Raw genomic sequence first — 26,790 nt, forward strand, 5'->3', positions numbered from 1 at the left:
AACCGAACATAGCTCGACCGGCCGGAAGTCGGCACCCCCTACCGGCACGTACCTCCGATCAGGCGCTATGCCGCGGTTACCACCTGCAACGGTGCGGCTTCGTATTCAGTTCCGGTTGATGCGCATCAGGGGCGCGGCCACCACGGCCGCGCCGACGACCAGCCCGCCGGCCGCCGTCACCGCCCGCGCCGCCTCCGCGAGCGAGGCCCCCGTCGTCATCAGGTCGTCCACCAGTACGACCGGGCCTGCCGCCAGCAGCCGACCGCCGCCGGGGACCGTCCCCAGCGCCCCCGTCACATTCGCCCGCCGCTGCCGTGCGTCCAGCTCCGACTGGTCGCTCACCCGGCGCCGCTGGCGCAGCACCGCCGGGACCCTCGCCGGGCGCCCGCCACCGCGCAGCACGCCCGCCGCGGCGAGCGCGATCCGCCGGGCCGGGTCATGCCCTCGGGCGCCCACGGCACGCCGGGCCGACGGCACCGGCACCAGCAGCAGCGGACCCCCGCGGGGTCTCGCCCCGGATCCGTACCCGGGTCTCGCCCCGGCACACGCTCCCGATCCAGTACCCGCTCTCACCCCGGGTACCCGGTCCGATCCCGCGCCCGCCCGCCTTCGGGACCCCGCGCCGGGCTCTGAGCCGGGCTCTGGACCAGGCCCCGGCCCGGGACAGGCCGCCCGCACCGCCCCCGCCAGCGCCTCGCCCAGCGGCCGCGCCAGCCGGAGCGCTCCGCGCTCCTTGTGCGCGAGCAGCACGGCCCGCGCCTCGTCCACGTAATCCACCGCCGCATGGACCACCGGCAGCCCCGGCGGCACCGGGCTCGGCTCCACCCGGCGCGCCCCGGACCCGCACAGCGCCCCACGACAACGCTCACACAACACGCCGCCCGGCCGACCGCATCCGGCACAGTCGGCCGGCAGCACCAGATCGGCGATCTCCTGCCACCAGCCCCGCATGAACACCACTGTCCCGGCGGCCAAGCCCGCGCGCCACCCCTTGTGGACAACCGCGCACATGTGGACAACCAGCCACCCCCGACCGGTGTCCTGGCCCAGAAGCTGCCGCTGCGGCCCCGCCTAGCCGGGGTAGACCGGAGCCGAACCGTCCTGGTCCACGGTCTTCCAGTCGGTGTTCGGCAGCAGTCGCACGATGCCGTTCTCCCTGGTCTCGGCGATCAGCGGCCGGGTCTGGTCCTCCGAGGCGCCGATCGACTGCACACCGTTCGGCCCCGGCACCTCCGGGATGTTCGCCGGGGAGCCGTCCGTCTCCACGTACTGCAGCTGCTGCACCCCGTCCGACTCCCGGCCCGCGACCACCAACCGGCTGTCGCCCGCCCAAGAGAAGGTGTCCACGTCCTCCAGCTTCGGCGCGACCGCCCGCAGCGCCCCCACCGACAGCTTCGGGGCCGCCTCGGTGCCCCGCCGCTCGATCCGGCCGAGCCGCAGCGTGGTGTGGCCGGATCGCTTGACCAGCATCGCGATCCTGGATCCGTCCGCGGAGACCCGCAGCGCCGTGATCCGGCCGCCGTCCAGCTGCGGCAGCTCCACCTCGTCCGCCGGTCCGGTGCCGCCCCGCAGCCGCAGCAGCCTCGGCCGCTGCGGATTGCGGTCGGCCACCCACAGACCGCCCAGCCCGTCCCAGCTCGGCGCCGTCAGACCGTGCTCCACGCTGCCGCCCTGGCTGCGCAGCCGCACCTTGCCGCGCTCGGCGCCTGGGGCCATCTGGGTGACATACAGCGCCTGGCCGTCGGGGGTGACTCCCGCCGCGTCCCGCTCGTCGCGCGAGACCGCCACCGTGCCCAGACCCGCGTCATCGGAGCCGAACGGCCCCGCAACCGGCTGTGGCTGGTCCTCGTCGTCGGACAGCCGGACCATCCGATGATCGGAGTCCACGAAGTACTGGTGGCGCGGATGGCCCTCGACCCCGTCCGGGGCGTAGGCACGCGCCCCGTCACTGGAGAGGGCACACAGCTCCGAACCGTTCTGCCGCTCCAGCCGCACCCCGCTGACCTCGGACGATCCCTCGCCCAGATCCTGGACGGTGAACAGCGTCTGCGCCGCCATCCGGGCACACCGCGCCGCGCTGACCCGCACCGCCCGGTCACTCAGCCGGACCTTCAGCGTGTTCGAGTCGTCCAGTGACAGCCGCTCGTCCCGGCGGCCCAGCGCCGAACCGCGCGGGAAGGAACTGCTGACCACCGGCTCCAGCCACTCCGTGGGACCGCCCAGCAGCGCCTTGACGGTCGCGGTCACCGGATCGATACGGCGCCGCACATAGACCGGATCGGCCACCAGGACGTTGTCCCCGGCCGTCGACTCCTCGGCGTCCGGACCCAGATCGGCGAAGTAGTACTTGTTGACCGAGCGGTAGATGCGCTGGAAGTCCGACTCGCCGAGGATCAGCCCCCGCGGCGGCCCGTCGATCCGCCACTCCGAACCGCTCAGCGTGAGATGGATGCGCTCCTCGTACGGCTGCTCATCGGGCTTGTAGGCGTGCGTCTCGTCCACGACGGCGATCCGCTTGCCCGACAGCACGACCGTCTTACCGCTGCCGTCCCGGTCGCCCGGGTCCGTCTCCACCCGCACATCCGGAGCCTGCTCCAGCACGGTGGTGGCCGCGAACGGCTGCCACCGCTTGACCGCGCTCTTGGTCAGGTACTCCTTCGCGGTGCCGAAGTTCTCCTCGTCGCTCGTCGTGGCCTCCAGGAAGCCGGAGACCAGCTCCGCGGGCTGCTCGCCCTTGCCGGGGCTCACCCCGTACACCCGGACCTGCGAATCGACGTCGGAGCGCGGTGAGGAGTCCACCCGCCGCACATCGCCGCTGTCGGGCATCGAGGCACAGCCGGACAGCAGCAGGGCACCACAGGCCAGCAGCGCGGGCGTGCTCAGGGCCCGGCCGTCCGGGCGGCGCCCACGGCGGCGGAAGCGGCGACGGTCGGCACGGTCAGCGCCCACGAGGGCGGCCCTCCCCTTCGTTCGATGTCGTCGGCCGGGCGGCCGGCGCCCTGCCGCCCCGCGACCCGTCGGACGGCGTCTCCGGGGCGCCGCGCACCACCCGCGACCCATTGCCCGGCAGAGCCGTGGGGTCGGCCGACGGCGCCGCGGCTTCGGCGGGCAGCGCGGACCGCGGCTGCGCGGGCACCGCCGCCAGCCGCTCCGCCGCGGGCTGCGGGGCCCCGGCGTCATCCGTACGGCGGTTGCGCCGGGAGTCCTCGGGCTCCAGCGGGATCGGCGAGCCGCGCAGCACATCGCCCGCGGTGCGCGGCACCGTCAGCCGGAACTGCGAACCGCCGCCGGGCTCACCCCACGCCTGCAGCCAGCCGCCGTGCAGCCGCGCGTCCTCCACCGCGATCGACAGGCCGAGACCGGTGCCGCCGGTGGTGCGCGCACGGGCCGGATCGGCCCGCCAGAAGCGGTTGAACACCCGCGTCGCCTCGCCGGGCTTGAGCCCGACGCCGTAGTCCCGCACCGCGACGGCCACCGCACCGCCCGCCGTCGCCAGCCGCACGACCACGTCGCGGCCCTCACCGTGCTCCACGGCGTTGACCACCAGATTGCGCAGCACCCGCTCGACGCGGCGGGTGTCCGCCTCCGCGATCACCGGCGCCTCGGCGCCCCGGACCAGGATCCGGGTGCCCTTGGCCTCGGCGAGCGGCTCGGCCCCGTCCACCACCCGGTGGACCACATCGCGCAGATCGATCGGCTCGGCCTCCAGCGCCGCCGCGCCCGCGTCGAACCGGCTGATCTCCAGCAGATCGCTGAGCAGCGACTCGAAGCGGTCGACCTGGCCCCACAGCAGCTCGGCGGAGCGCGCGGTGATCGGGTCGAAGTCCTCACGCGCCTCGTAAATGACGTCCGCCGCCATCCTTACGGTCGTCAGCGGGGTGCGCAGCTCATGGGAGACATCGGAAACGAAGCGGCGCTGCATCCGGGAGAGCTCCTCCAACTGCTGAATCTTGAGCTGGAGGTTCTGCGCCATCTTATTGAACGACTCCCCGAGGCGGGCGATGTCGTCCTCCCCGGTGACCTTCATCCGCTCCTGGAGCAGACCGGCCGCCAGCCGCTCGGAGATCCCCGCCGCCATCCTTACGGGCGTCACGACCTGCCGGACCACCACCCAGGCGATGGCCCCCAGCAGCACCACCACGAACACCCCGGCCGTGGCCAGGGTGCCCTTGACCAGGCTCAGCGACTTCTCCTCCTGGCTGAACGGGAAGAGGTAGTAGAGCTGGTAGGCGTCGCCGTTGTTGTCGTCCAGACGCTTGCCGATGATCAGCGCGGGCTCGGAGTCGCCGGAGCCCGCGTGCACGATCTTTCCGTAGCGCTCGTACGGCGCCGTCCGGCCCTCGTCCACCCGACGGCGCAGATCGGCGGGCACGCTGTCCGGCTGGACATCGCCGGAGGCCCGCGGCCCCCGGCTGGCCACATAGGGCGTCTCACCGGAGTCGGAGCTGAGCGCCACCACCGAATACGCGCCCTTGCCGCCACTGGAGAGCTGCTCCACCAGCGCGTTCAGCCAGGCGCCGGAGTCTTCGGGACCGGCCCCCGGCCCGTCCTGGCCATGGGAATCGCTCTTGCGGTCGGCCATCTGCTCGGCCACCTCGAACCCGCCGACGGCCTGCCCCTGCGCCGCATGGCGCTTGGCGTCCAGCAGACCGTTGCGCACCTGCCCGATGACCACCAGGCCCAGCAGCAGCACCACACCGAGCGACATCAGCAGCGTGGTGGCGACCACCCGCAGCTGGATGTTCCGCCGCCACAGCCGGGCAGCGGGCAGCAGCGGACGGCGCACCCACCGTCCGAACAGCCGGATCACCGGATGGGCCGGCCCTCCGGAGGCCCCGTCGGGCAGCAGATGTCCACCGCTCCACAACCTCCGCAGCAGCGGTATCTCGCCCGCCGGATCGGGCCGCCCCATCCGGGCACCCTCCGGAGCCCCGCCTCCCGGTCCTCCGGGCTGCGGCGCCGTACCACCCGTCATCTCAGCTTGGCCCGGCCTTGTAGCCGACACCGCGCACGGTCACCACGATCTCCGGCCGCTCCGGGTCCTTCTCGACCTTGGACCGCAGCCGCTGCACATGCACATTCACCAGCCGGGTGTCGGCGGCATGCCGATAGCCCCAGACCTGCTCCAGCAGCACCTCACGGGTGAACACCTGCCACGGCTTACGGGCCAGCGCCACCAGAAGATCGAACTCCAGCGGAGTCAGCGCTATCGACTGGCCGTCCCGCTTCACCGAATGCCCGGCCACATCGATCACCAGATCGCCTATGGCCAACTGCTCCGGCGCCGGCTCCTCGGAGCGCCGCAGCCGCGCCCGGATCCGGGCCACCAGTTCCTTCGGCTTGAACGGCTTGACGATGTAGTCATCCGCCCCGGACTCGAGCCCGACCACCACATCGACCGTGTCGCTCTTGGCCGTGAGCATCACGATCGGCACCCCTGATTCGGCCCGGATCAGCCGGCAGACCTCGATGCCGTCCCGGCCGGGCAGCATCAGATCGAGCAGCACCAGATCGGGCTTGGTCTCGCGGAAGGCGGCAAGAGCCTTGTCGCCGTCCGACACGAACGACGGTTCAAAGCCTTCGCCGCGCAGCACGATGCCAAGCATCTCTGCCAGTGCGGTGTCGTCGTCGACGACAAGGACGCGTCCCTTCATATCGACATCATCCCATTACCCGATCGTGACCTGGACCACAGCTCGGCGATACCGTCCGCTGTGACCGGAGAGATCACACCGTCCTCGGTGACAATCGCCGTCACCAACTCCGGTGGTGTGACGTCGAAAGCCGGATTGTGGGCCTGTGTCCCCAGCGGAGCGACCGGCACCCCGGTGCCCGCCTCGTGCCCGGCGATGGGGGCGTAAGGAATTGTGATGTCCGTCACCTCATGTCCAGGGCGCTGCTCGACCTCGATCGAGGCTCCGTCGGGAGTGGCCGGGTCCACCGTGGTGGTCGGGGCGACCACCACAAACGGCACATGGTGGTAGCGGGCCAGCACCGCGAGCGGATAGCTGCCCACCTTGTTGGCCACCGAGCCGTCCGCGGCGATCCGGTCCGCCCCGATCAGCACCGCGTCCACCTCACCGGCCGCGAACAGCGAACCCGCCGCGTTGTCGGCGAGCAGTGTGTACGCCATACCGGCCCGCGCCGCCTCGTACGCGGTCAACCGCGCCCCCTGGAGCAGGGGTCGGGTCTCGTCCACCCAGAGCCGCCGCAGCTGCCCCGCCCGGTGCACCGCCTTGACCACGGCGAGGGCGGTCCCCTCGCCTCCGGAGACCAGTGCGCCGGTGTTGCAGTGCGTGAGGATCCGGTGACCACCGGCAGGCAACAGCTCATCGAGGAGCGCTTGACCATGGGCCGCCATGCGGTCGCTGGCCTCGGCATCCTCCCGGTGCAGGGCCCGGGCCTCGGCGAGGGCGGCCGCGGCGGCCTGAGCATCGTCCGCGTCGTCCCGGATCGCCGCGTGATACGCGGCGACGGCCCGGCGCACGCCGTAGCCGAGGTTGACGGCCGTGGGACGGGCATGGGCGAGCGATTCGGCGGCCTCGTCCACATCGAAACCCCGGGCCGCGGCGAGCGCGATCCCGTATGCCCCGGCGAGGCCGAGCAGCGGGGCGCCGCGCACGGCGAGGGAGCGGATCGCCTCCACCAGCGCCGGCACATCGGTGCACACCAGATCGACCTCTTCGGCGGGCAGCCGGGTCTGGTCGAGAAGTACCAGTACGGGCCCCTCCGGGGGCTCCTCCCAGCGCAGCGCCAAGGCGGTGGGAGGTATGGGGGCTTCCGGGGACACCGGACGCTGATCAGCCATCCGCCCAGTCTGCCCTGTGCGCCACCGACTATTGAAGTGCCGGACCGCCCCCAGTGACCGGTACGAGGCGCAATACGCCGTGGCACGATGGCTGGCATACGGCCGCCGCGGACGCCGCGGCCGGTCAACGAACGACCTACGGAGCGACGATGAATGACACTCCGGGCTGGGCCCCGCCCGGATCGTCCCCTTCCGACGAACCGGACCACGGCGCTCAGCAGCAGGACGAGCCCGCCGACCAGCCCGCCCCGGAGCAGCCCACCTGGGGCGGCCAGTGGGCCCGGCGCCAGCCGCCGCCCGGCCGCTGGACCGCATCGGGAAGAGGCTCCACGCCACCGCCGGTGCCGCCCGCTCCCACGCCGGGCGGCGGATGGGGCACCGGTCGGCGTCAGCCGCCTGCTCCCCGCCCCGGTGTCATTCCGCTGCGACCGCTGGCGGTCAGCGAGATCCTGGACGGCGCGGTGGCCATCATGCGCGCCCACTGGCGCACGGTCCTCGGCATCTCGCTGATCGTCTCGATCGTCACCCAAGGTCTGATCACGGCCGCCACTGGGCTCTGGTTCAACGACGCCCGCGGCAACGAGAGCAATGTCCTCGACGATCCGGATGCCACCGTCAGCCAGGCGATGCGCTCCGTCGGCGCCGCGCTCGGGGACAGCGGAGTCACCCTGCTGCTCGGCGTCCTCGGAACGATCGTCACCACCGCCCTGCTGACCGTGGTCACCGCCCGGGCGGTGCTGGGCCGGTCCGCATCCACCAAGGAGGCATGGAGCGGTGCCCGCCCGCACCTCCTTCAGCTGTGCGGGCTGCTCCTTCTGATCCCCATCATCGCCGTGGGCGTCATCGCCGCCGGTATGACGCCGGGTCTGCTGCTGGCCTTCGCGGGCGTGCACAGCGAGGGCGCGGCACTCGCCTCTCTCGGCGGGTTCGCCGCGGCCGGCGTCGCCGCCTGGCTCTGGGTCCGCTTCAGCCTCGCCCCTCCCGCGCTGATGCTGGAGAAGCAGGGCATCATCAAGGCCCTGCGACGCTCCTTCAAGCTGGTGCGCGGCGCGTGGGGGCGCGTCTTCGGCATCCAACTGCTGGCCGTCGTCATGGTCTTCATCGTCGGCGCCATCGTCGAGATTCCCACCAGCCTGATCGCCATGGTCATCGGCGGGGACAACGCCATGGACTGGCTCTCCGGTGAATCCGTCTCCGTCAGCTGGACCTTCCTGGTCGTGGTCGGCGTCGGCGGGGTGCTCAGCTCGACCATCACCTTCCCGATCAGCGCGGGTGTGACGGCCCTTCTCTACATGGACCAGCGCATCCGGCGCGAGGCGCTCGACCTCGAGCTCGCCCGCGCCGCGGGGATGCCGGGCGGCCCCACAGAAGGCCATGGCAAGGACCAGCCGACCGTCGCCTCGACGTCCGGGAACTGACGGCCTCACAGGCGGGCACGAACGGGGCGTCACTCGACGCCCCTTCACCGCACAGGTCGTCACTCTCACAAGCCCTCACCTCCCCCCGGTCCGCCCACTCGGCGTCGCGCCTGCGGCCTGCTGGCCGGGTCGTCAACGGACTCGTCGGACCCCGGCCTCACAGACAACTCTGCGTGCCATCAACCGCGCCACGCCAGGGCACTGAGGGCTTTTCACTCGATCCGGTGGAACATCCGATCGAATGGGAACGCAAAAAAGCCTCGGTCCCGAGTACATGTACTCGGGACCGAGGCTGAAGATTGTTCGGCGGTGTCCTACTCTCCCACAGGGTCCCCCCTGCAGTACCATCGGCGCTGAAAGGCTTAGCTTCCGGGTTCGAAATGTAACCGGGCGTTTCCCTAACGCTATGACCACCGAAACACTATGAAACAGACACCGGAACCACACCCCAAACAACAAGGGGGGTTCAATACGGTTCATTGCTTCAGAACCAACACAGTGGACGCGAGCACCTGAGGACAAGCCCTCGGCCTATTAGTACCAGTCAACTCCACCAGTTACCCGGCTTCCATATCTGGCCTATCAACCCAGTCGTCTACTGGGAGCCTTAACCCATCAAGTGGGTGGGAGTCCTCATCTCGAAGCAGGCTTCCCGCTTAGATGCTTTCAGCGGTTATCCCTCCCGAACGTAGCCAACCAGCCATGCCCTTGGCAGAACAACTGGCACACCAGAGGTTCGTCCGTCCCGGTCCTCTCGTACTAGGGACAGCCCTTCTCAAGACTCCTACGCGCACAGCGGATAGGGACCGAACTGTCTCACGACGTTCTAAACCCAGCTCGCGTACCGCTTTAATGGGCGAACAGCCCAACCCTTGGGACCGACTCCAGCCCCAGGATGCGACGAGCCGACATCGAGGTGCCAAACCATCCCGTCGATATGGACTCTTGGGGAAGATCAGCCTGTTATCCCCGGGGTACCTTTTATCCGTTGAGCGACGGCGCTTCCACAAGCCACCGCCGGATCACTAGTCCCGACTTTCGTCCCTGCTCGACCCGTCGGTCTCACAGTCAAGCTCCCTTGTGCACTTACACTCAACACCTGATTGCCAACCAGGCTGAGGGAACCTTTGGGCGCCTCCGTTACCCTTTAGGAGGCAACCGCCCCAGTTAAACTACCCACCAGACACTGTCCCTGATCCGGATCACGGACCCAGGTTAGACATCCAGCACGACCAGAGTGGTATTTCAACAATGACTCCACACTAACTGGCGTTAGCGCTTCACAGTCTCCCACCTATCCTACACAAGCCGAACCGAACACCAATATCAAGCTATAGTAAAGGTCCCGGGGTCTTTCCGTCCTGCTGCGCGAAACGAGCATCTTTACTCGTAGTGCAATTTCACCGGGCCTATGGTTGAGACAGTCGAGAAGTCGTTACGCCATTCGTGCAGGTCGGAACTTACCCGACAAGGAATTTCGCTACCTTAGGATGGTTATAGTTACCACCGCCGTTTACTGGCGCTTAAGTTCTCAGCTTCGCCACACCGAAATGTGACTAACCGGTCCCCTTAACGTTCCAGCACCGGGCAGGCGTCAGTCCGTATACATCGCCTTACGGCTTCGCACGGACCTGTGTTTTTAGTAAACAGTCGCTTCTCGCTGGTCTCTGCGGCCACCACCAGCTCACCGAGTAAATCGGATCACCAACAATGACCCCCCTTCTCCCGAAGTTACGGGGGCATTTTGCCGAGTTCCTTAACCATAGTTCACCCGAACGCCTCGGTATTCTCTACCTGACCACCTGAGTCGGTTTAGGGTACGGGCCGCCATGAAACTCGCTAGAGGCTTTTCTCGACAGCATAGGATCATCCACTTCACCACAATCGGCTCGGCATCAGGTCTCACCCACAACAAGGAACGGATTTACCTACTCCTCGGGCTACACCCTTACCCCGGGACAACCACCGCCCGGGCTGGACTACCTTCCTGCGTCACCCCATCACTCACCTACTACAGGTCTGGACCGTCGGCTCCACCACTCCCCTCAACTCCGAAGAGATCAGGGCGGCTTCACGGACTTAGCATCGCCTGGTTCGACGTTGGCGCTTCAAAGCGGGTACCGGAATATCAACCGGTTGTCCATCGACTACGCCTGTCGGCCTCGCCTTAGGTCCCGACTTACCCTGGGCAGATCAGCTTGACCCAGGAACCCTTAGTCAATCGGCGCACACGTTTCCCACGTGTGTATCGCTACTCATGCCTGCATTCTCACTCGTGAACCATCCACAACTCGCTTACACGGCTGCTTCACCCGGCACACGACGCTCCCCTACCCATCACAGCGATCGTTGGACCACATGCTGCAATGACACGACTTCGGCGGTACGCTTGAGCCCCGCTACATTGTCGGCGCGGAATCACTTGACCAGTGAGCTATTACGCACTCTTTCAAGGATGGCTGCTTCTAAGCCAACCTCCTGGTTGTCTCTGCGACTCCACATCCTTTCCCACTTAGCGTACGCTTAGGGGCCTTAGTCGATGCTCTGGGCTGTTTCCCTCTCGACCATGGAGCTTATCCCCCACAGTCTCACTGCCGCGCTCTCACTTACCGGCATTCGGAGTTTGGCTAAGGTCAGTAACCCGGTAGGGCCCATCGCCTATCCAGTGCTCTACCTCCGGCAAGAAACACACGACGCTGCACCTAAATGCATTTCGGGGAGAACCAGCTATCACGGAGTTTGATTGGCCTTTCACCCCTAACCACAGGTCATCCCCCAGGTTTTCAACCCTGGTGGGTTCGGTCCTCCACGAAGTCTTACCTCCGCTTCAACCTGCCCATGGCTAGATCACTCCGCTTCGGGTCTTGAGCGCGCTACTAAACCGCCCTATTCGGACTCGCTTTCGCTACGGCTTCCCCACACGGGTTAACCTCGCAACACACCGCAAACTCGCAGGCTCATTCTTCAAAAGGCACGCAGTCACGAGACACCAGCAAGCTGATGTCCGACGCTCCCACGGCTTGTAGGCACACGGTTTCAGGTACTATTTCACTCCGCTCCCGCGGTACTTTTCACCATTCCCTCACGGTACTATCCGCTATCGGTCACCAGGGAATATTTAGGCTTAGCGGGTGGTCCCGCCAGATTCACACGGGATTTCTCGGGCCCCGTGCTACTTGGGAAATACTCAAGCAAGTTGCTGACATTTCAGCTACGGGGGTCTTACCCTCTACGCCGGGCCTTTCGCATGCCCTTCGCCTACATCAACAATTTCTGACTCACCGACCGGCCGGCAGACCGATCAAGAGCACTCCCACAACCCCGTACGCGCAACCCCTGCCGGGTATCACACACATACGGTTTAGCCTCATCCAGTTTCGCTCGCCACTACTCCCGGAATCACGGTTGTTTTCTCTTCCTGCGGGTACTGAGATGTTTCACTTCCCCGCGTTCCCTCCACATACCCTATGTGTTCAGGTATGGGTGACAGCCCATGACGACTGCCGGGTTTCCCCATTCGGACACCCCCGGATCAAAGCTCGGTTGACAGCTCCCCGGGGCCTATCGCGGCCTCCCACGTCCTTCATCGGTTCCTGGTGCCAAGGCATCCACCGTGCGCCCTTAAAAACTTGGCCACAGATGCTCGCGTCCACTGTGCAGTTCTCAAACAACGACCCGTACCCCGTCACCCACACTTCCGCATGGTTCACCGGGACCGGCCGAAGGAACAGGCAACTTTCCAGCCCGTACCCTCAGACACCCAACAGCGTGCCCGGCCCGACCCTCGAATCCAACAGTCCCGTTCCACGCCCCGAAGAGGCAGTACTAGAGACAGCGGACCAGATGGCCGTGCCGAATAGTCAACGTTCCACCCATGAGCAAACCGTGCGAGACATGCGCTCGCAGTCGGCTATGCGCTCCTTAGAAAGGAGGTGATCCAGCCGCACCTTCCGGTACGGCTACCTTGTTACGACTTCGTCCCAATCGCCAGTCCCACCTTCGACGGCTCCCCCCACAAGGGTTGGGCCACCGGCTTCGGGTGTTACCGACTTTCGTGACGTGACGGGCGGTGTGTACAAGGCCCGGGAACGTATTCACCGCAGCAATGCTGATCTGCGATTACTAGCGACTCCGACTTCATGGGGTCGAGTTGCAGACCCCAATCCGAACTGAGACCGGCTTTTTGAGATTCGCTCCACCTCACGGCTTCGCAGCTCATTGTACCGGCCATTGTAGCACGTGTGCAGCCCAAGACATAAGGGGCATGATGACTTGACGTCGTCCCCACCTTCCTCCGAGTTGACCCCGGCAGTCTCCTGTGAGTCCCCATCACCCCGAAAGGCATGCTGGCAACACAGAACAAGGGTTGCGCTCGTTGCGGGACTTAACCCAACATCTCACGACACGAGCTGACGACAGCCATGCACCACCTGTACACCGACCACAAGGGGGCCCCTGTCTCCAGAGGTTTCCGGTGTATGTCAAGCCTTGGTAAGGTTCTTCGCGTTGCGTCGAATTAAGCCACATGCTCCGCCGCTTGTGCGGGCCCCCGTCAATTCCTTTGAGTTTTAGCCTTGCGGCCGTACTCCCCAGGCGGGGAACTTAATGCGTTAGCTGCGGCACGGACGACGTGGAATGTCGCCCACACCTAGTTCCCAACGTTTACGGCGTGGACTACCAGGGTATCTAATCCTGTTCGCTCCCCACGCTTTCGCTCCTCAGCGTCAGTATCGGCCCAGAGATCCGCCTTCGCCACCGGTGTTCCTCCTGATATCTGCGCATTTCACCGCTACACCAGGAATTCCGATCTCCCCTACCGAACTCTAGCCTGCCCGTATCGAATGCAGACCCGGGGTTAAGCCCCGGGCTTTCACATCCGACGCGACAAGCCGCCTACGAGCTCTTTACGCCCAATAATTCCGGACAACGCTTGCGCCCTACGTATTACCGCGGCTGCTGGCACGTAGTTAGCCGGCGCTTCTTCTGCAGGTACCGTCACTCTCGCTTCTTCCCTGCTGAAAGAGGTTTACAACCCGAAGGCCGTCATCCCTCACGCGGCGTCGCTGCATCAGGCTTTCGCCCATTGTGCAATATTCCCCACTGCTGCCTCCCGTAGGAGTCTGGGCCGTGTCTCAGTCCCAGTGTGGCCGGTCGCCCTCTCAGGCCGGCTACCCGTCGTCGCCTTGGTAGGCCATCACCCCACCAACAAGCTGATAGGCCGCGGGCTCATCCTGCACCGCCGGAGCTTTCCACACGCATCCCATGCGGGAGCGTGTCATATCCGGTATTAGACCCCGTTTCCAGGGCTTGTCCCAGAGTGCAGGGCAGATTGCCCACGTGTTACTCACCCGTTCGCCACTAATCCCCAGCCGAAACCGGTTCATCGTTCGACTTGCATGTGTTAAGCACGCCGCCAGCGTTCGTCCTGAGCCAGGATCAAACTCTCCGTGAATGCTTCCGGGATATCCCGGCAACACATCACGAGAGCGGAGCAGACCGGAGGAATAATCCAGTCCGCTCACAGCGTCCTCGCTGTGTATTTTTCCAAAGGAACCTCGTCCGAGATGGACGGGGTATCAACATATCTGGCGTTGACTTTTGGCACGCTGTTGAGTTCTCAAGGAACGGACGCTTCCTTCGTAACCGTTTCACCGGTTTCTCCGGGCGCTTCCCTTCGGTGTTTCCAACCTTACCAGATTCTTTTTCGGTCCGTTTCCGGTCCGAATTCTGATTCCGGTGGCCATTGGGGGGGCCTTTGCCTTTCGGCGTGTTCTCGACTTTAGCAGACACGCATCCGCCGAACCTAATCGGCTTCGGATGATGTCCGCGGGTGTCAAAGGTGCTCCGTTGGATTTCCATCCGCCTGCGGAGCGAGTTCAGATTAAACGTCTGTGAGTGAGCAGACACTGCTCACCACAACCGTTTAAACCTACCTCCCCGGGCGGACCTTGTCAAGGACCCCAGGGAACTTTCGTTGTGTGGCGTCACCGGAGGGCCTGGGCTCTCCGTCCGCCGCGACATTCCAACCTACGCAGCCGTGCTCCCCGCGTCAAGGGAATCCCAGAAACTTCTGAACGTCGCAGGTCAGAGGGGGTGCTGCAGCGGTCGGGCCGCGAAGGACGACGGCGGGCTCTCCAGATCCTCCAGCTCGATGCCGGGGGCGGCGAGCACCACGTCGCCGGCGATATGGACCGTCCGGACCTCTCCGGTGTCCAGCTCGCTGACCTCGTATTCATCCACCACGAGTGGGCCCGTGTCCGTGGTGTGTCCGGCTCGGCCGCGGAGTGCCCAGGACTGGTCCAGGGTCAGGGGCGCGAGGACCGGATCGGTGAAGGCCACGAGGCGGACGCGGACGGCCCCGGCGCCCGGCTCCAGCCGCAGCAGGCGGGAGATGGCGACCAGGAAGGCGGGGGAAGCACCGGTGAAGGCGTGGGCGCCGACATTGCCCTCGGTCGCGTGCTCCCCGGTGGGATCCGTGCGGACCCAGGTGACGCCGTCCAGTGCGGCGCCCTTGACCTGCCAGCTCGCCGCGTGCAGCTCGACCCTGAGCGGCCGGCCCAGTTCGTCGAGGGTGAGGTCCACGGACCCGGCGTGATCGCCGGAAGGTGAGGTCCGCTGTGCGACATAGCGCCATCCGCTGGGGCCGGGCGCGCACTGGAAGTGCTCCTCACCCAGCGGGGTGTGGTCATGCGGGTCGTGGAGCGAGTAGCGGCCGTGGGGCATGTGAGGTCCTTGACGAGCGTCGGGCCCGCCCGGCCGGACGGCGCGGACGGGCCCTGGGGCCCCGCCGGGGCGGGGCCGGGTCAGCGGCCGCCGACCGTGCGGTCGGCGGCGCCGGTGCGATCAGCGGGTGCGATCAGTAACGGTAGTGCTCGGGCTTGTACGGGCCCTCGACCGGGACGCCGATGTAGGCGGCCTGATCGGGCCGGAGCGTGGTCAGCTTCGCCCCGAGCGCGTCCAGGTGGAGGCGGGCGACCTTCTCGTCCAGGTGCTTGGGGAGCACATAGACGTCGGTCGGGTACGACTCCGGCTTGGTGAAGAGCTCGATCTGGGCGATGGTCTGGTTCGCGAACGAGTTGGACATCACGAACGAGGGGTGACCGGTCGCGTTGCCGAGGTTCAGCAGACGGCCCTCGGAGAGCACGATGAGCGTCTTGCCGTCGGGGAAGGTCCAGGTGTGGACCTGCGGCTTGACCTCGTCCTTCACGATGCCCGGGAGGGCGGCGAGGCCGGCCATGTCGATCTCGTTGTCGAAGTGGCCGATGTTCCCGACGATCGCCTGGTGCTTCATCTTGGCCATGTCCGCGGCCATGATGATGTCCTTGTTGCCGGTCGTGGTGATGAAGATGTCGGCGGTCTCCACCACGTCGTCCAGGGTGGCGACCTGGTAGCCGTCCATCGCGGCCTGCAGCGCGCAGATCGGGTCGATCTCGGTGATGATCACCCGGGCGCCCTGGCCGCGCAGCGACTCGGCGCAGCCCTTGCCCACATCGCCGTAGCCGCAGATGACCGCGACCTTGCCGCCGATCAGCACGTCGGTCGCACGGTTGATGCCGTCGACCAGAGAGTGGCGGCAGCCGTACTTGTTGTCGAACTTGGACTTGGTCACCGCGTCGTTGACGTTGATCGCCGGGAAGAGCAGCAAACCGTCCCGCTGCATCTCGTAGAGGCGGTGGACGCCGGTGGTGGTCTCCTCGGTGACCCCGCGGATCTCGGAGGCCAGCTGCGTCCACTTCTGCGGGTTCTCGGCGATGGTGCGGTTCAGCAGCTCGAGGATGACGCGGTGCTCGTCGTTCTCGGCGGTGGCGACGTCAGGGGCGGCGCCGGCCTTCTCGTACTCGACGCCCTTGTGGACGAGGAGGGTGGCGTCGCCACCGTCGTCCAGGATCATGTTGGGTCCGCCGGTGGGGGTGCCGGGCCAGGTCAGGGCCTGCTCCGTGCACCACCAGTACTCCTCCAGGGTCTCGCCCTTCCAGGCGAAGACCGGGATGCCCTGCGGGTTCTCCACAGTGCCGTTCGGACCGACGGCGATCGCGGCCGCGGCGTGGTCCTGGGTGGAGAAGATGTTGCAGGAGGCCCACCGGACCTCGGCGCCGAGGGCGACCAGGGTCTCGATCAGCACGGCGGTCTGCACGGTCATGTGCAGGGAGCCGGTGACACGGGCGCCGGCCAGGGGCTGCTGCTCGGCGTACTCCTTACGGATCGCCATCAGGCCGGGCATCTCATGCTCGGCGAGGGTGATCTCCTTACGGCCGAAGGCAGCCAAGGAGAGGTCTGCGACCTTGAAGTCCTGACCGGAGACGGCTGTCGTCATGAGTGCTGCTCCTCCTCGATCGTGTGCGAGCGAGAGTGGTTTCGGCTGGGCATGTGAGGCGCTGGGCAGGGCCCCGCACAGCGGGCACACCTGTCCCCTTCTACCTCACAGTGCGCAGTCCGTCGGAGGCCCTCTCTCCCTCGGCCGACCCGGTGCAACGGGCCGCCCGACCGCCATCAGCAGCGACGTCTGGCTCGGTCACGAATCTACACCGATCGGCGCAGCGAACCCCAGCCCCCATGGGCCATCTTCGGCCGTAAGGCCATGACCTGCGCCGACGGCCACGCCGCTCGGGGAGCCCCGGTGGCTCACCCCGTCGCTTTGATCCTGGCCATATGTATTGCACGATGCCGCGAGCGCGGGGACGCTGGCAGCCTTCCGCGCCCGCTCAATGCGTTGTTAAGGAGAACCACGTGACCAGTCCAGCCGATCCCCCCAACGGTGCGGGGGCCAGCGGACCGGGGCTCAAGCTGCTCGCGGTGACCGCCTGTCCCACGGGTATCGCCCACACCTATATGGCCGCTGAGAAGCTGGCTCAGGCGGCGGAGTCACTCGGCCACAGCATGAAAGTGGAGACCCAGGGCTCGATCGGGGCCGAGAACGTGCTGTCTGACAACGATGTCAGCCAGGCCGACGGCGTCATCATCGCCGCCGACAAGGACGTCGACCGCAGCCGTTTCATCGGCAAGAGAGTGCTCGTCGTCGCGGTCGCCGACGGCATCCACCGCCCGGAGCGGCTGATCGAGCAGGTGCGCAACGCGCCGGTGTACCAGGGCGACGGCCATGAGGCCGAGCGCGGCGCCGCCCCGGCGGCTTCCGGCGGCGGTAAGGGGCGCAGCGTCACCTATAAGGCGCTCATGAACGGCGTCTCGTACATGATCCCATTCGTCGTGGTCGGCGGTCTGCTGATCGCGGTCTCGCTCGCCCTGGGCGGTGATACGACGTCCAAGGGCATCGTCATCCCCGACGACTCCTTCTGGAAGACGGTCAACGACATCGGGAGCATCGGCTTCGAGCTGATGATCCCGGCCCTGTCCGGCTATATCGCCTACGCCATCGCGGACCGGCCAGCGCTGGTGCCGGGCATGGTGGGCGGCTGGATCGCGGCCCACGGCGAGCTGTACGACAGCGAGGCGGGCGCCGGCTTCATCGGGGCGATCGTCACCGGCTTCCTGGCCGGTTATCTGGTGCTGTGGATCAAGCGGGTCAAGGTTCCGAAGTTCGTCCAGCCGATCATGCCGATCATCGTGATCCCGATCGTGGCGACCTCGGCGCTCGGCCTCTTCTTCATCTATGTCCTCGGCGAACCGATCTCCTGGGTCTTCGAGCGCCTCACCGACTGGCTCGGCGGACTGACCGGCACCAGCGCGGCGCTGCTCGGCATCATCCTCGGGCTGATGATCGCGTTCGACATGGGCGGTCCGGTCAACAAGACCGCGTTCCTCTTCGGCGCGGGGCTGGTGTCCAAGAACCCCGAGGTCATGGGGGCGTGTGCGGCGGCCATTCCGGTTCCGCCGCTGGGCCAGGGGCTGGCCACGCTGCTGCGCCGCCGGATGTTCGACGACCAGGAGCGGGAGACCGGGCTCGCGGCGCTCTTCATGGGCTTCTTCGGCATTACCGAGGGCGCGATTCCGTTCGCCGCGGCGCGTCCGGCGCGGGTCATCCCGGCGAACATGCTGGGCGGCGCGGTCGCCGGGGCGATAGCCGGGGTGGCGTCGGTCGAGGACAACGTGCCGCACGGCGGGCCGATCGTCGCGGTGCTCGGCGCGGTCGGCGGGGTGCCGATGTTCTTCGTCGCGGTTGTCGTCGGTACGGCGGTTACGGCGCTGGTCACGATTGCGCTGATGTCTGTGGGTGGCGTCGGGCGGGGTGCCGATGCGGATGCGGGTGCCGGGGGTGTGGCGGAGGCCGCGGTGGCTGGGGAAGCCGCTTCCTCGGCTCCGTCGCCGGCGGGTGCGCCGGTGCTGGCCGGGGTGGGCAGCGGGGGCGGTACGGGGGCGGCGAGCGCTGCCGTGGCCGCCCCTGACGCGACTGCGCCTAAGGCCGCGTCCGTCTCGGCCGCGGAGCCGCGGGACGGCGGTAAGGCCGAGGCGGCTCCCGAGGCAGCCGAGGCCGCTCCCGAGGCCGGGGGCCAGGTGCTGTCCGGCTATCTCACCGAGCAGACCGTGAGGGAGCGGCTGGCAGCGGACGGTAAGGACGCCGCGATCCGCGAGATGGCCGAACTGCTGGCCGCGACCGGCAAGGTGGCGGATACGGCGGAGCTGGTCCGGGCCGCGTTCGCCCGGGAGGACCAGGGCACCACCGGCCTTGGCGAGGAGATCGCGATTCCGCATGCCAAGACGGACGCGGTGACGGCTCCGGTCGTTGGCTTCGCGCGCTCCCCCGAGGGCATCGAGTGGGGCGCGCCGGACGGCACGAAGGCCCGGCTGGTGTTCATGATCGCGGTGCCGGAGGCGGCCGCGGGCGATGAGCATCTGCGGATTCTGGCGCTGCTGTCGCGCAAGTTGATGGGCGCCGAGTTCCGGGAGCGGTTGCTGGGGGCGGCGGATGTGGGGGCGATTCTGCGGGTGCTCGGGGAGATCGAGTAGGTCCCCTCATGGGCAGGTGCGCCCCGGTCGCGTGTGCGGTGTATGCCGTCGGCGGCCGGGGCGCGCTTCCGGGTGCGGGCCGGTGGCCGGTTTGTGCCCACCCGTTCCGCCAGGGGGCACCGCCCAGCGGTAGCTGGGGGAGGAACGAATGCCCACAAACCGGCTGTGCCGGTCAGGTGGTCGGGGATGTCCGGAAGATGTCCGGTTCCAGGTAGATCACGCGGGCGATGGGGACTGCCTCGCGGATGCGTGCCTCCGCGGCGTCGATCGCGCGGGCGACCTCCGCCGCCGTGTCGTCGTGCTGCACCGCGATCTTGGCGGCCACCAGCAGCTCCTCGGGGCCGAGGTGGAGCGTGCGCATGTGGATCACCCTGGTGACGGTCTCGCCGTCCACGACCGCTTCGCGGATCTTGGCGACCTCGTTGACGTCGGCCGCCTCACCCAGCAGCAGCGACTTGGTCTCGGCCGCGAGCACCAGGGCGATCAGCACCAGCAGGACGCCGATGCAGAGGGTGCCGATGCCATCCCAGACGCCGTCGCCGGTCAGCAGCGCGATCCCGACGCCGCCGAGCGCGAGGACCAGGCCGATGAGGGCGCCGAAGTCCTCCAGGAGGACGACGGGCAGCTCGGGGGCCTTGGCCCGGCGCACGAACTGCGACCAGCTCAGCTCGCCGCGGATCTCGTTGGACTCGTTGATGGCCGTACGGAAGGAGAAGCCCTCGGCGATGATCGCGAAGACGAGCACTCCCACCGGCCAGTACCAGTGCTCCACCTCATGGGGATGCTTGATCTTCTCGTAGCCCTCGTACAGCGCGAAGACACCGCCGATGGTGAACAGCACGATGGAGACGAGGAAGCCGTAGATATAGCGCTCGCGGCCGTAGCCGAAGGGGTGCTCCGGGGTGGCCTCGCGCTTGGCCTTCTTCCCGCCGAGGAGCAGCAGTCCCTGGTTGCCCGAGTCGGCGAGCGAGTGCACGCCTTCGGCGAGCATCGACGACGAGCCGCTGAAGGCGAACGCCACGAACTTGGCTGCGGCGATAGCCAGGTTCGCGCCCAGCGCGGCAACAATCGCCTTGGTTCCGCCTGATGCACTCATATGTGCCGAATGTCCCTTCCGCTTCGTTACAGCTCATGGCGGCTTTGCCAGCGCTTTACCGCCTCACGGCGGGCCATTGTTCCAGTCCCTCGAACGGGCCGTACGTCAGGCGGTCACTGTGGCCCTGAACACAGTGCCATCGCCGCCCAGTACGACCTCCTCGCCGGCCGGTACGAAGGCCGACTCCCCGCGCTTCAGCGGGAGTTCGCCCTCCGCGCCGCGCAGCGAGACCTCACCCGAGGCGCACAGCAGGATCTGGGGGCCGGTCGCCGGCAGCGGGCGCGCAGCGGCGCCGTCGGCCAGGACGTGGCGGGAGAGCCGGAACTCGCCGATCGGGGTGGTGTAGAGCTCCTCACCGGAGAGGTCCGCCTCGGGCCGGAGCACGGCGGGGGCGGCGCTTTCGAAGCGGACGATGCGCAGCAGCTCGGGGACGTCCACATGCTTGGGCGTCAGCCCGCAGCGCAGCACATTGTCGGAGTTGGCCATGATCTCGACGCCCAGGCCGTCGAGATAGGCGTGCGGTACGCCGGCGCCGAGGTAGAGCGCCTCGCCGGGCTGGAGGGTCACGAAGTTGAGCAGCATCGCGGCAATCACCCCGGGGTCGCCCGGGTAGTGCTGCGCGATGGACGCGTACGCCGCGTACGCCGGGGCGTGCGGCCCGTCCAGCGCGCCGAGCCGCTCGGCGGCGGCCGCGGCCTGCCTTACGGTCTCCGTCATCGCCTCCCGGTCGGCCGTCAGTACGGCGGTCAGCACCTCGCGCAGGGCGTGCGACTCCGGGTGGGCGTGGAGGATGTCGACGTACGGCTTGAGCGAGTCGACCTCCAGGGCGGCCAGCAGTTCGGCCGCCTCGTTCGGGTCGCGGAAGCCGCACAGCCCGTTGAACGGCGTGAGCGCGCATATCAACTCGGGCTTGTGGTTGGCGTCCTTGTAGTTGCGATGCGGGGCGTCGGCCGGAACGCCGCGCTCCTCCTCGTCCGCGTAGCCCTCCTTGGCCTGCTCGAGGTCGGGGTGGACCTGGAGCGACAGCGGCGAGGCGGCGGCCAGCACCTTCAGCAGGAACGGCAGCTGCGGCCCGAAGAGGCTTACGGCGTCGGCGCCGAGCTCGCCCTCGGGATCCGCGGCGATCACCTCGGAGAGCGCGACGGGGCCCGTGCCCCGATCGACCCGGGACGGCGCCCCGGGGTGTGCTCCCATCCACATCTCGGCCTGCGGCTCCCCGGTCGGCCGGACGCCCAGCAGCTCGGGGATGGCGGTGGTGGAGCCCCAGGCGTAGGGGCGCACGGTGTTGACGAGGCGGTCCATGCGGTGCGGTTCCTGACTGTGCAGTGAGGGACGTGGGGCGGGTGGTGCGTGGTCTTACGACGTTGCGTGGTCTTACGGGCGTCACGTTCTGGAAGTCTGATCCAGAGGTCTACGGCGTCACGTTGTCGAGGTCTACGGCGTGCACGTTGTCGTGGTCCACGACGTCAGCGCTCCGACGGCGTCAAGTCCTATCGGCCGAAGCGAGCGCGAGGTAAACGGCGGCGAAATCCGTGATGGCGAGAAGTTCCGCGGCACGCTCCAGTGGGGTGCCCTCGGCCGGCTCCAGCTCGCTGAACGCGGTGTCATGCGCCAGTGCGAACTCCCGGGCGGTCGGCACCGCCGAGACCGGGCCCACCGGCTCCTCGTGGAGCAGCACGATCCGGGCGCGGAGCGCCTCGGCCTCCTCCACCCGGTCGCGGAAGAAGTCGTCCGGGTCGGCCCCGCCCGCGAACGCCCCGGTCAGCATCGCGCCATGCGCGGCGAGCGCCCCCGGGAGCTCGGCGACGAGCGCGGGCCGCCCGGCGAGCGACGCCAGCAGCCGCGCGAAGCGCCGTCCGGTCGCGGCGGCGACCGGGCCTTCGGTCCACAGCAGCGGAAGCGCCCCGGCGAGCTCGGCCGCGAGCGTCTTGGCGGGGTTGGTGTAGGTGGCGATGGCCGGGCCGCAACGCTCGGCGACCTGGTCGAGCCGGTCGGCGACCTGCAGCAGCGCGGCGGGCGACGCGGACACCAGGCCGATCCGGTCGACCAGCAGGAGCAGCGGGGTGAGCAGGGCCCACAGCGTGCCGGGCAGCGCGGGGCCGGCCATCTCGTCGGGGGCGGTGCCGGGCGGCTCCACGGGGTGCGGGACGGAAGGCGTCCCGTACGAGCCGGGGGCATCCCCCAGGGCGCCCTCGGCGCGGGCGGTGTCGTCGTCCTCGGCCGCGCCGGGCGCGTGCGGGTCCCTGCGGTACGGATCGGTGCTGTACCCGCCCGTGGCGTACGGGGCCGAGGCGTACGGCGCCGTGGCCAGCGGCACCATCAGGCCGCGCGCCTGCGCGACCGCGTCGGCCAGCGGGGACTGTGCCGGGGCGACCGCGACGATCGCGCAGCCGCGGCGGTACGCCTGCTCGACCAGGCGCGGAAGGCCCGGTTCCGTTCCGTCCGGCGTCGCGACGACCAGCAGGTCGAGCGGGCCTGCCCAGCCGGGCAGCGTCCAGCGCAGGGCGCCCGGTGCGGGGGCCACGCCGGTGGGCCCGATCAGGCTGACCGGGCAGTTGCCCCCGCTGAGCGCCCCGAGGAGGTCGGCGGTGCAGGTTCCGGCCGCCCCCGGGCCCGCGACCATGACGGCGCGCGGCCGCCCGTCCGGCTTGAGGTCGCCGATCCCCGCCTCGGTGGCGTGCCGGGCGGCGGTGCGGATGCGGGCGCCGGATTCGGCGGCTCCGCGCAGCAGCTCGCGGCTATCGGCGCGGGCTAGGGCCTCTGGGGCGTCGAGGAGGGATTCGTCGAGCATCGTGCTTCGGCCTCCGATCGCCGTGGCGGGCGGTACGCGCGGGACCGCGCGGGGCTGGGGCTCCGGCGGGCCGCCGGGTCAGGCCGGGCGGCGGGCCTCGTCGACGAGCAGCACGGGGATGCCGTCCCGGACGGGGTACGCGAGACCGCACCCCTCGCCCGTGCACACCAGCTCGGGGGTCTCCGGCGACTGCTCCTCGCGCAGCGGGGCGTGGCACGCCGGGCAGGCGAGGATCTCCAGAAGACCGGCTTCGAGCGGCATGGGGCGTCCCTTCGGGTATGGGTCCAGCCGGACATCGGCCCGGCGTGGTCAGCGTACCGCCGGGCGGGGGCGGGGCGCGGCCGGTGGGCGGCGGAGCCCGGGGGCTCGCCCCGGGCTCCGGCAACGCCGTGCGCCCCGCGTGCGGACCGCCGTAAGGACGCGAACGTCCGCGGGGTCCGCGCGGGGGGCGCCGTAAGGCTTACGCGCGGACGATGGAGAGGACCTCGTCGCGGACCGCGGCCACCCGCTCCGCGTCCCGCGCCTCCACGTTCAGCCGCAGCAGCGGCTCGGTGTTGGAGGGGCGGAGGTTGAACCACCAGTCGGCGGCGGTGACCGTAAGGCCGTCGAGTTCATCGAGCTCGACGCCTTCGCGGCCCTCGTACGCCGCCTTGACCGCCTCCATGCGCCCGGTCTGGTCGTCGACGGTGCTGTTGATCTCCCCGGAGGCCGCGTACCGGTCGTACTGCGCCACCAACTCCGACAGCGGGCCCTTCTGGCCGCCGAGCGCGGCCAGAACGTGCAGGGCGGCCAGCATGCCGGTGTCGGCGTTCCAGAAGTCGCGGAAGTAGTAGTGCGCGGAGTGCTCACCGCCGAAGATCGCGCCGGTGCGGGCCATCTCGGCCTTGATGAAGGAGTGCCCCACGCGGGTGCGGACGGGGGCGCCGCCGTTCTCCTTGACGACCTCCGGGACCGACCACGAGGTGATGCAGTTGTGGATGACCGTCCCGCCCGGGTGCTTGCCCAGCTCGCGGGCGGCGACCAGGGCGGTGATGGCGGAGGGCGACACCGGCTCGCCGCTCCCGTCCACGACGAAGCAGCGGTCGGCGTCGCCGTCGAAGGCGAGCCCGAGGTCCGCGCCGGTCTCCAGGACCCGGGCCCGCAGATCGACGATGTTCTTGGGGTCGAGCGGGTTGGCCTCGTGGTTGGGGAAGGTGCCGTCCAGCTCGAAGTAGAGGGCGTCGAGCTCGAGCGGGAGCCCCTCGAAGACGGTCGGGACGGTGTGGCCTCCCATGCCGTTGCCCGCGTCCACGACGACCTTCAGCGGCCGGATGGCGGTCAGGTCCACCAGCGAGCGCAGATGGGCGGCGTAGTCGGCGAGGACGTCCCGCTGGGTGATGGTGCCGGCCTCGGCGGCGGGCTCGGGCGCGCCGCTGTCGGCCCATTCCTCGGCCAGGGCGCGGATGTCGGCGAGCCCGGTGTCCTGGCCGATGGGGGCGGCGCCCGCGCGGCACATCTTGATGCCGTTGTACTGCGCGGGGTTGTGGCTGGCGGTGAACATCGCGCCGGGCAGGTCGAGATGTCCGCTCGCGAAGTAGAGCTGATCGGTCGAGCACAGCCCGATCTCGGTCACATCCACCCCGAGCGAGGCGGCACCGCGCGCGAAGGCCCGCGCCAGACCGGGCGAGGAGGGGCGCATGTCATGGCCGACGACGATCGCGTCCGCGCCGGTCACCCGGGCGAAGGCGGCGCCGAAGAGTTCCGAGAGCGACTCGTCCCACTGGTCCGGGACCACACCGCGCACGTCGTACGCCTTCACGATCTGCGACAAGTCGGGCACAGCCAACCCCTTCTGGAGGTCCTGGTGAAGATGTCTCTGCGGACGCCTCTGGGGACGTCCCTGCGGACCTCAAAACCTACCCGCAGGACCTGGGCCGGAACTGTGAGCCCCGTCGCGCGGCGTGCTGCCGGGGTCCCGCGCCGGGTCGCGGCAGCATGGCGGGCTGCCGGGCGTCCCCGGCCGGGTCACGGCAGCATCCAGCTCAGCAGGAACGACGACTGCGCGACGACGATGAGGCACATCACCAGCAGCAGGGCGAGGCTCCACGGCAGCACCTTACGGAGCAGATCCCCCTCGCGCCCCTTCAGCCCGACCGCCGCACAGGCGATGGTGAGGTTCTGCGGGGAGATCATCTTGCCGAGCACCCCGCCCGAGCTGTTGGCGGCGGCGAGCAGATCCGGGGAGAGCCCGGACTCATGGGCGGCGGTCACCTGGAGGGCACCGAAGAGGGCGTTCGCGGAGGTGTCCGAGCCGGAGACGGCGACGCCGAACCAGCCGAGCACCGGGGAGAGGAAGGCCAACCCGGCCCCGGCGGCCGCGACGAAGTGCCCGATGCTGGCGGCCTGCCCGGAGAGATTCATGACATAGGCGAGCGCGAGCACCGAGGTGACCGTAAGGATCGCATGACGCAGCTCGTGCACCGTGGCCGTCCACTCCCGCACGGCGTCGCGGGCGGTCACCCCCAGCACGGCGACGGTGGCCACCCCGGCCACCAGCACCAGGGTGCCGCCGGTGGCGATCAGGGGCAGCGAGAAGACGTTGGCGCCGACCGGCTTTCCGTCGGGCGCCGCGACGTCCAGGAAGGGCCAGTCGAAGGTACGGGTGGCCTTGGCCAGGAGATCCTTGACCGGGCCGATCTGGGCGATGGAGAAGATCGCCACGATGAGCGCGTACGGGGCGTAGGCGCGCAGCACCTCGGGGCGCGCGTCCTCGCGGTCCAGGTCGTCGCTGCGTACGCCGGTGAGCACGGCGGCGCGCACCGGCTCCTCGGCGGGGCGCCGGGCGGCGGGCACGGCCACCAGCACGGCCGCGCCGACCAGCGCCGCCGCGATGTCGGCGAGCTGGACGGAGAGGTAGTTGGAGACGGTGAACTGGGCGACGGCGAAGGCCACCCCGCAGGCCAGCGCGGGCGCCCAGGTCTCGCGCAGCCCGCGTCGGCCGTCCACGAGCGCGACCAGCAGCAGCGGGACCACGAGGGCGAGCAGCGGGGTCTGCCGGCCCACGACGGAGGCCACGGAGTCCAGCGGCAGTCCCGTGACCTGAGCCAGCGTCACCACGGGAGTGGCCATGGCGCCGAAGGCGACCGGCGCGGTGTTGGCGACGAGCGCGACGACGGCGGCGCGCACCGGGTCGAAGCCGAGCGCCACGAGCATGACCGAGCAGATCGCCACGGGTGCGCCGAACCCGGCGAGCGCCTCCAGGAGCGCACCGAAGCAGAAGGCGATGACGAGGGCCTGGACGCGGGGGTCGTCCGAGAGCCGGCCGAAGGAGCGGCGCAGCACGTCGAAGTGGTCGGTGCGGACGGTCATCCGGTACACCCACAGGGCGTTGACGACGATCCACATGATGGGGAAGAGACCGAAGAGCGCCCCCTGGAGGGCGCTGGACAGAGCCTGGCCGACGGGCATCCCGTACGGGAGGCAGGCGACGAGCGCGGCGACGACGAGCCCGATGGGGCCCGCGTAGTGGGCACGCATCCGCACCCCGCCGAGCAGGACGAGGACGGTGACGAGGGGAAGGGCGGCGACGAGAGCGGACAGGGAGAGTGAATCGGCGACGGGGTCCAACTGCTGCACGAACACACGGGCCTCCCGGCATGGGCCATCCCTGGAAGGTCACATCCGTAATGCGGAAACGGAGGACCTTGGGGTGCACGCATGGTCATGTCCGCGCCAAGTCACAGTCAATGCTCCGTCAGCAAGTGATCCGAACAAGGGGTCGGAGAGGACCGCGAGA

At 68.7% G+C, this 26,790-nt stretch carries 15 protein-coding genes and 3 rRNA genes; 2 read left to right on the forward strand and 16 right to left on the reverse strand.

The window, feature by feature from the left end:
- Nucleotides 1-105: 105 nt before the first annotated feature.
- The 5 genes from AS97_RS19485 to mtnA all read right to left on the reverse strand — a co-directional run bounded on the left by AS97_RS19485 (nt 106) and on the right by mtnA (nt 6,808).
- Nucleotides 106-951 (reverse strand): ComF family protein, encoded by an 846-nt coding sequence (locus AS97_RS19485; protein WP_210567240.1) that lies wholly within the window; start codon nt 949-951, stop codon nt 106-108.
- A 120-nt stretch (nt 952-1,071) separates the two neighbouring features.
- The gene (locus tag AS97_RS19490) at nt 1,072-2,949 is read right to left on the reverse strand and encodes an LpqB family beta-propeller domain-containing protein (protein WP_210565362.1); all 1,878 of its coding nucleotides are present in this window, start codon (nt 2,947-2,949) and stop codon (nt 1,072-1,074) included.
- Nucleotides 2,939-4,912, reverse strand: a complete 1,974-nt coding sequence (gene mtrB / locus AS97_RS19495; protein WP_059149115.1) for an MtrAB system histidine kinase MtrB — start codon at nt 4,910-4,912, stop codon at nt 2,939-2,941. Before mtrB ends, AS97_RS19490 begins: the two co-directional genes overlap by 11 nt.
- 64 nt (nt 4,913-4,976) lie before the next feature.
- Entirely contained in the window at nt 4,977-5,654 is a 678-nt protein-coding gene (mtrA, locus tag AS97_RS19500) for a two-component system response regulator MtrA (RefSeq protein WP_014061181.1), read from the reverse strand.
- Complete coding sequence (gene mtnA, locus AS97_RS19505) at nt 5,651-6,808, reverse strand: S-methyl-5-thioribose-1-phosphate isomerase (RefSeq protein WP_210565363.1); 1,158 nt, start codon at nt 6,806-6,808, stop codon at nt 5,651-5,653. Before mtnA ends, mtrA begins: the two co-directional genes overlap by 4 nt.
- 149 nt (nt 6,809-6,957) lie before the next feature.
- Between mtnA and AS97_RS19510 the strand changes: the two genes are divergently transcribed.
- Nucleotides 6,958-8,226 carry a hypothetical protein gene (locus tag AS97_RS19510; RefSeq protein ID WP_210565364.1) on the forward strand — a complete coding sequence of 423 codons (1,269 nt, stop codon included), beginning with the start codon at nt 6,958-6,960 and terminating at the stop codon, nt 8,224-8,226.
- A 301-nt stretch (nt 8,227-8,527) separates the two neighbouring features.
- On the opposite strand, the gene rrf is transcribed toward AS97_RS19510, so the two are convergent.
- From rrf to ahcY, 5 genes are all read right to left on the reverse strand, one after another.
- Nucleotides 8,528-8,644: ribosomal RNA gene (rrf, locus tag AS97_RS19515) — 5S ribosomal RNA — on the reverse strand.
- A gap of 96 nt (nt 8,645-8,740) precedes the next feature.
- Nucleotides 8,741-11,861 (reverse strand): 23S ribosomal RNA (locus AS97_RS19520).
- A gap of 290 nt (nt 11,862-12,151) precedes the next feature.
- Nucleotides 12,152-13,678 (reverse strand): 16S ribosomal RNA (locus AS97_RS19525).
- The 16S, 23S and 5S rRNA genes sit together here, the layout of an rRNA operon.
- Nucleotides 13,679-14,310: 632 nt before the next feature.
- Nucleotides 14,311-14,949 (reverse strand): hypothetical protein, encoded by a 639-nt coding sequence (locus AS97_RS19530; RefSeq protein WP_210565365.1) that lies wholly within the window; start codon nt 14,947-14,949, stop codon nt 14,311-14,313.
- Between the two features lie 133 nt (nt 14,950-15,082).
- Nucleotides 15,083-16,540 (reverse strand): adenosylhomocysteinase, encoded by a 1,458-nt coding sequence (ahcY, locus tag AS97_RS19535; RefSeq protein ID WP_086710652.1) that lies wholly within the window; start codon nt 16,538-16,540, stop codon nt 15,083-15,085.
- A 413-nt stretch (nt 16,541-16,953) separates the two neighbouring features.
- On the opposite strand from ahcY, the gene AS97_RS19540 reads away from it, so the two are divergent.
- Complete coding sequence (locus tag AS97_RS19540; RefSeq protein WP_210565366.1) at nt 16,954-19,128, forward strand: fructose-specific PTS transporter subunit EIIC; 2,175 nt, start codon at nt 16,954-16,956, stop codon at nt 19,126-19,128.
- Between the two features lie 172 nt (nt 19,129-19,300).
- On the opposite strand, the gene AS97_RS19545 is transcribed toward AS97_RS19540, so the two are convergent.
- From AS97_RS19545 to AS97_RS19570, 6 genes are all read right to left on the reverse strand, one after another.
- A complete protein-coding gene (locus AS97_RS19545) occupies nt 19,301-20,224 on the reverse strand; it encodes a cation diffusion facilitator family transporter (RefSeq protein WP_059149232.1) in 924 nt (307 codons plus the stop codon).
- Nucleotides 20,225-20,329: 105 nt separating this feature from the next.
- Nucleotides 20,330-21,526 (reverse strand): mannose-6-phosphate isomerase, class I, encoded by a 1,197-nt coding sequence (manA, locus tag AS97_RS19550; protein ID WP_059149233.1) that lies wholly within the window; start codon nt 21,524-21,526, stop codon nt 20,330-20,332.
- A gap of 181 nt (nt 21,527-21,707) precedes the next feature.
- Nucleotides 21,708-23,015, reverse strand: a complete 1,308-nt coding sequence (locus AS97_RS19555; protein WP_125761845.1) for an SIS domain-containing protein — start codon at nt 23,013-23,015, stop codon at nt 21,708-21,710.
- A gap of 78 nt (nt 23,016-23,093) precedes the next feature.
- Nucleotides 23,094-23,276, reverse strand: coding sequence for a Trm112 family protein (locus tag AS97_RS19560; protein ID WP_059149235.1), 183 nt, complete (start codon nt 23,274-23,276; stop codon nt 23,094-23,096).
- A 199-nt stretch (nt 23,277-23,475) separates the two neighbouring features.
- Nucleotides 23,476-24,834, reverse strand: coding sequence for a phosphomannomutase/phosphoglucomutase (locus tag AS97_RS19565; protein ID WP_125761777.1), 1,359 nt, complete (start codon nt 24,832-24,834; stop codon nt 23,476-23,478).
- Between the two features lie 185 nt (nt 24,835-25,019).
- Nucleotides 25,020-26,636 (reverse strand): L-lactate permease, encoded by a 1,617-nt coding sequence (locus tag AS97_RS19570; protein WP_059149237.1) that lies wholly within the window; start codon nt 26,634-26,636, stop codon nt 25,020-25,022.
- Nucleotides 26,637-26,790 lie beyond the last annotated feature (154 nt).

It is taken from the genome of Streptomyces sp. AgN23, from assembly GCF_001598115.1.
Taxonomy (GTDB): Bacteria; Actinomycetota; Actinomycetes; order Streptomycetales; family Streptomycetaceae; genus Streptomyces; species Streptomyces antimycoticus.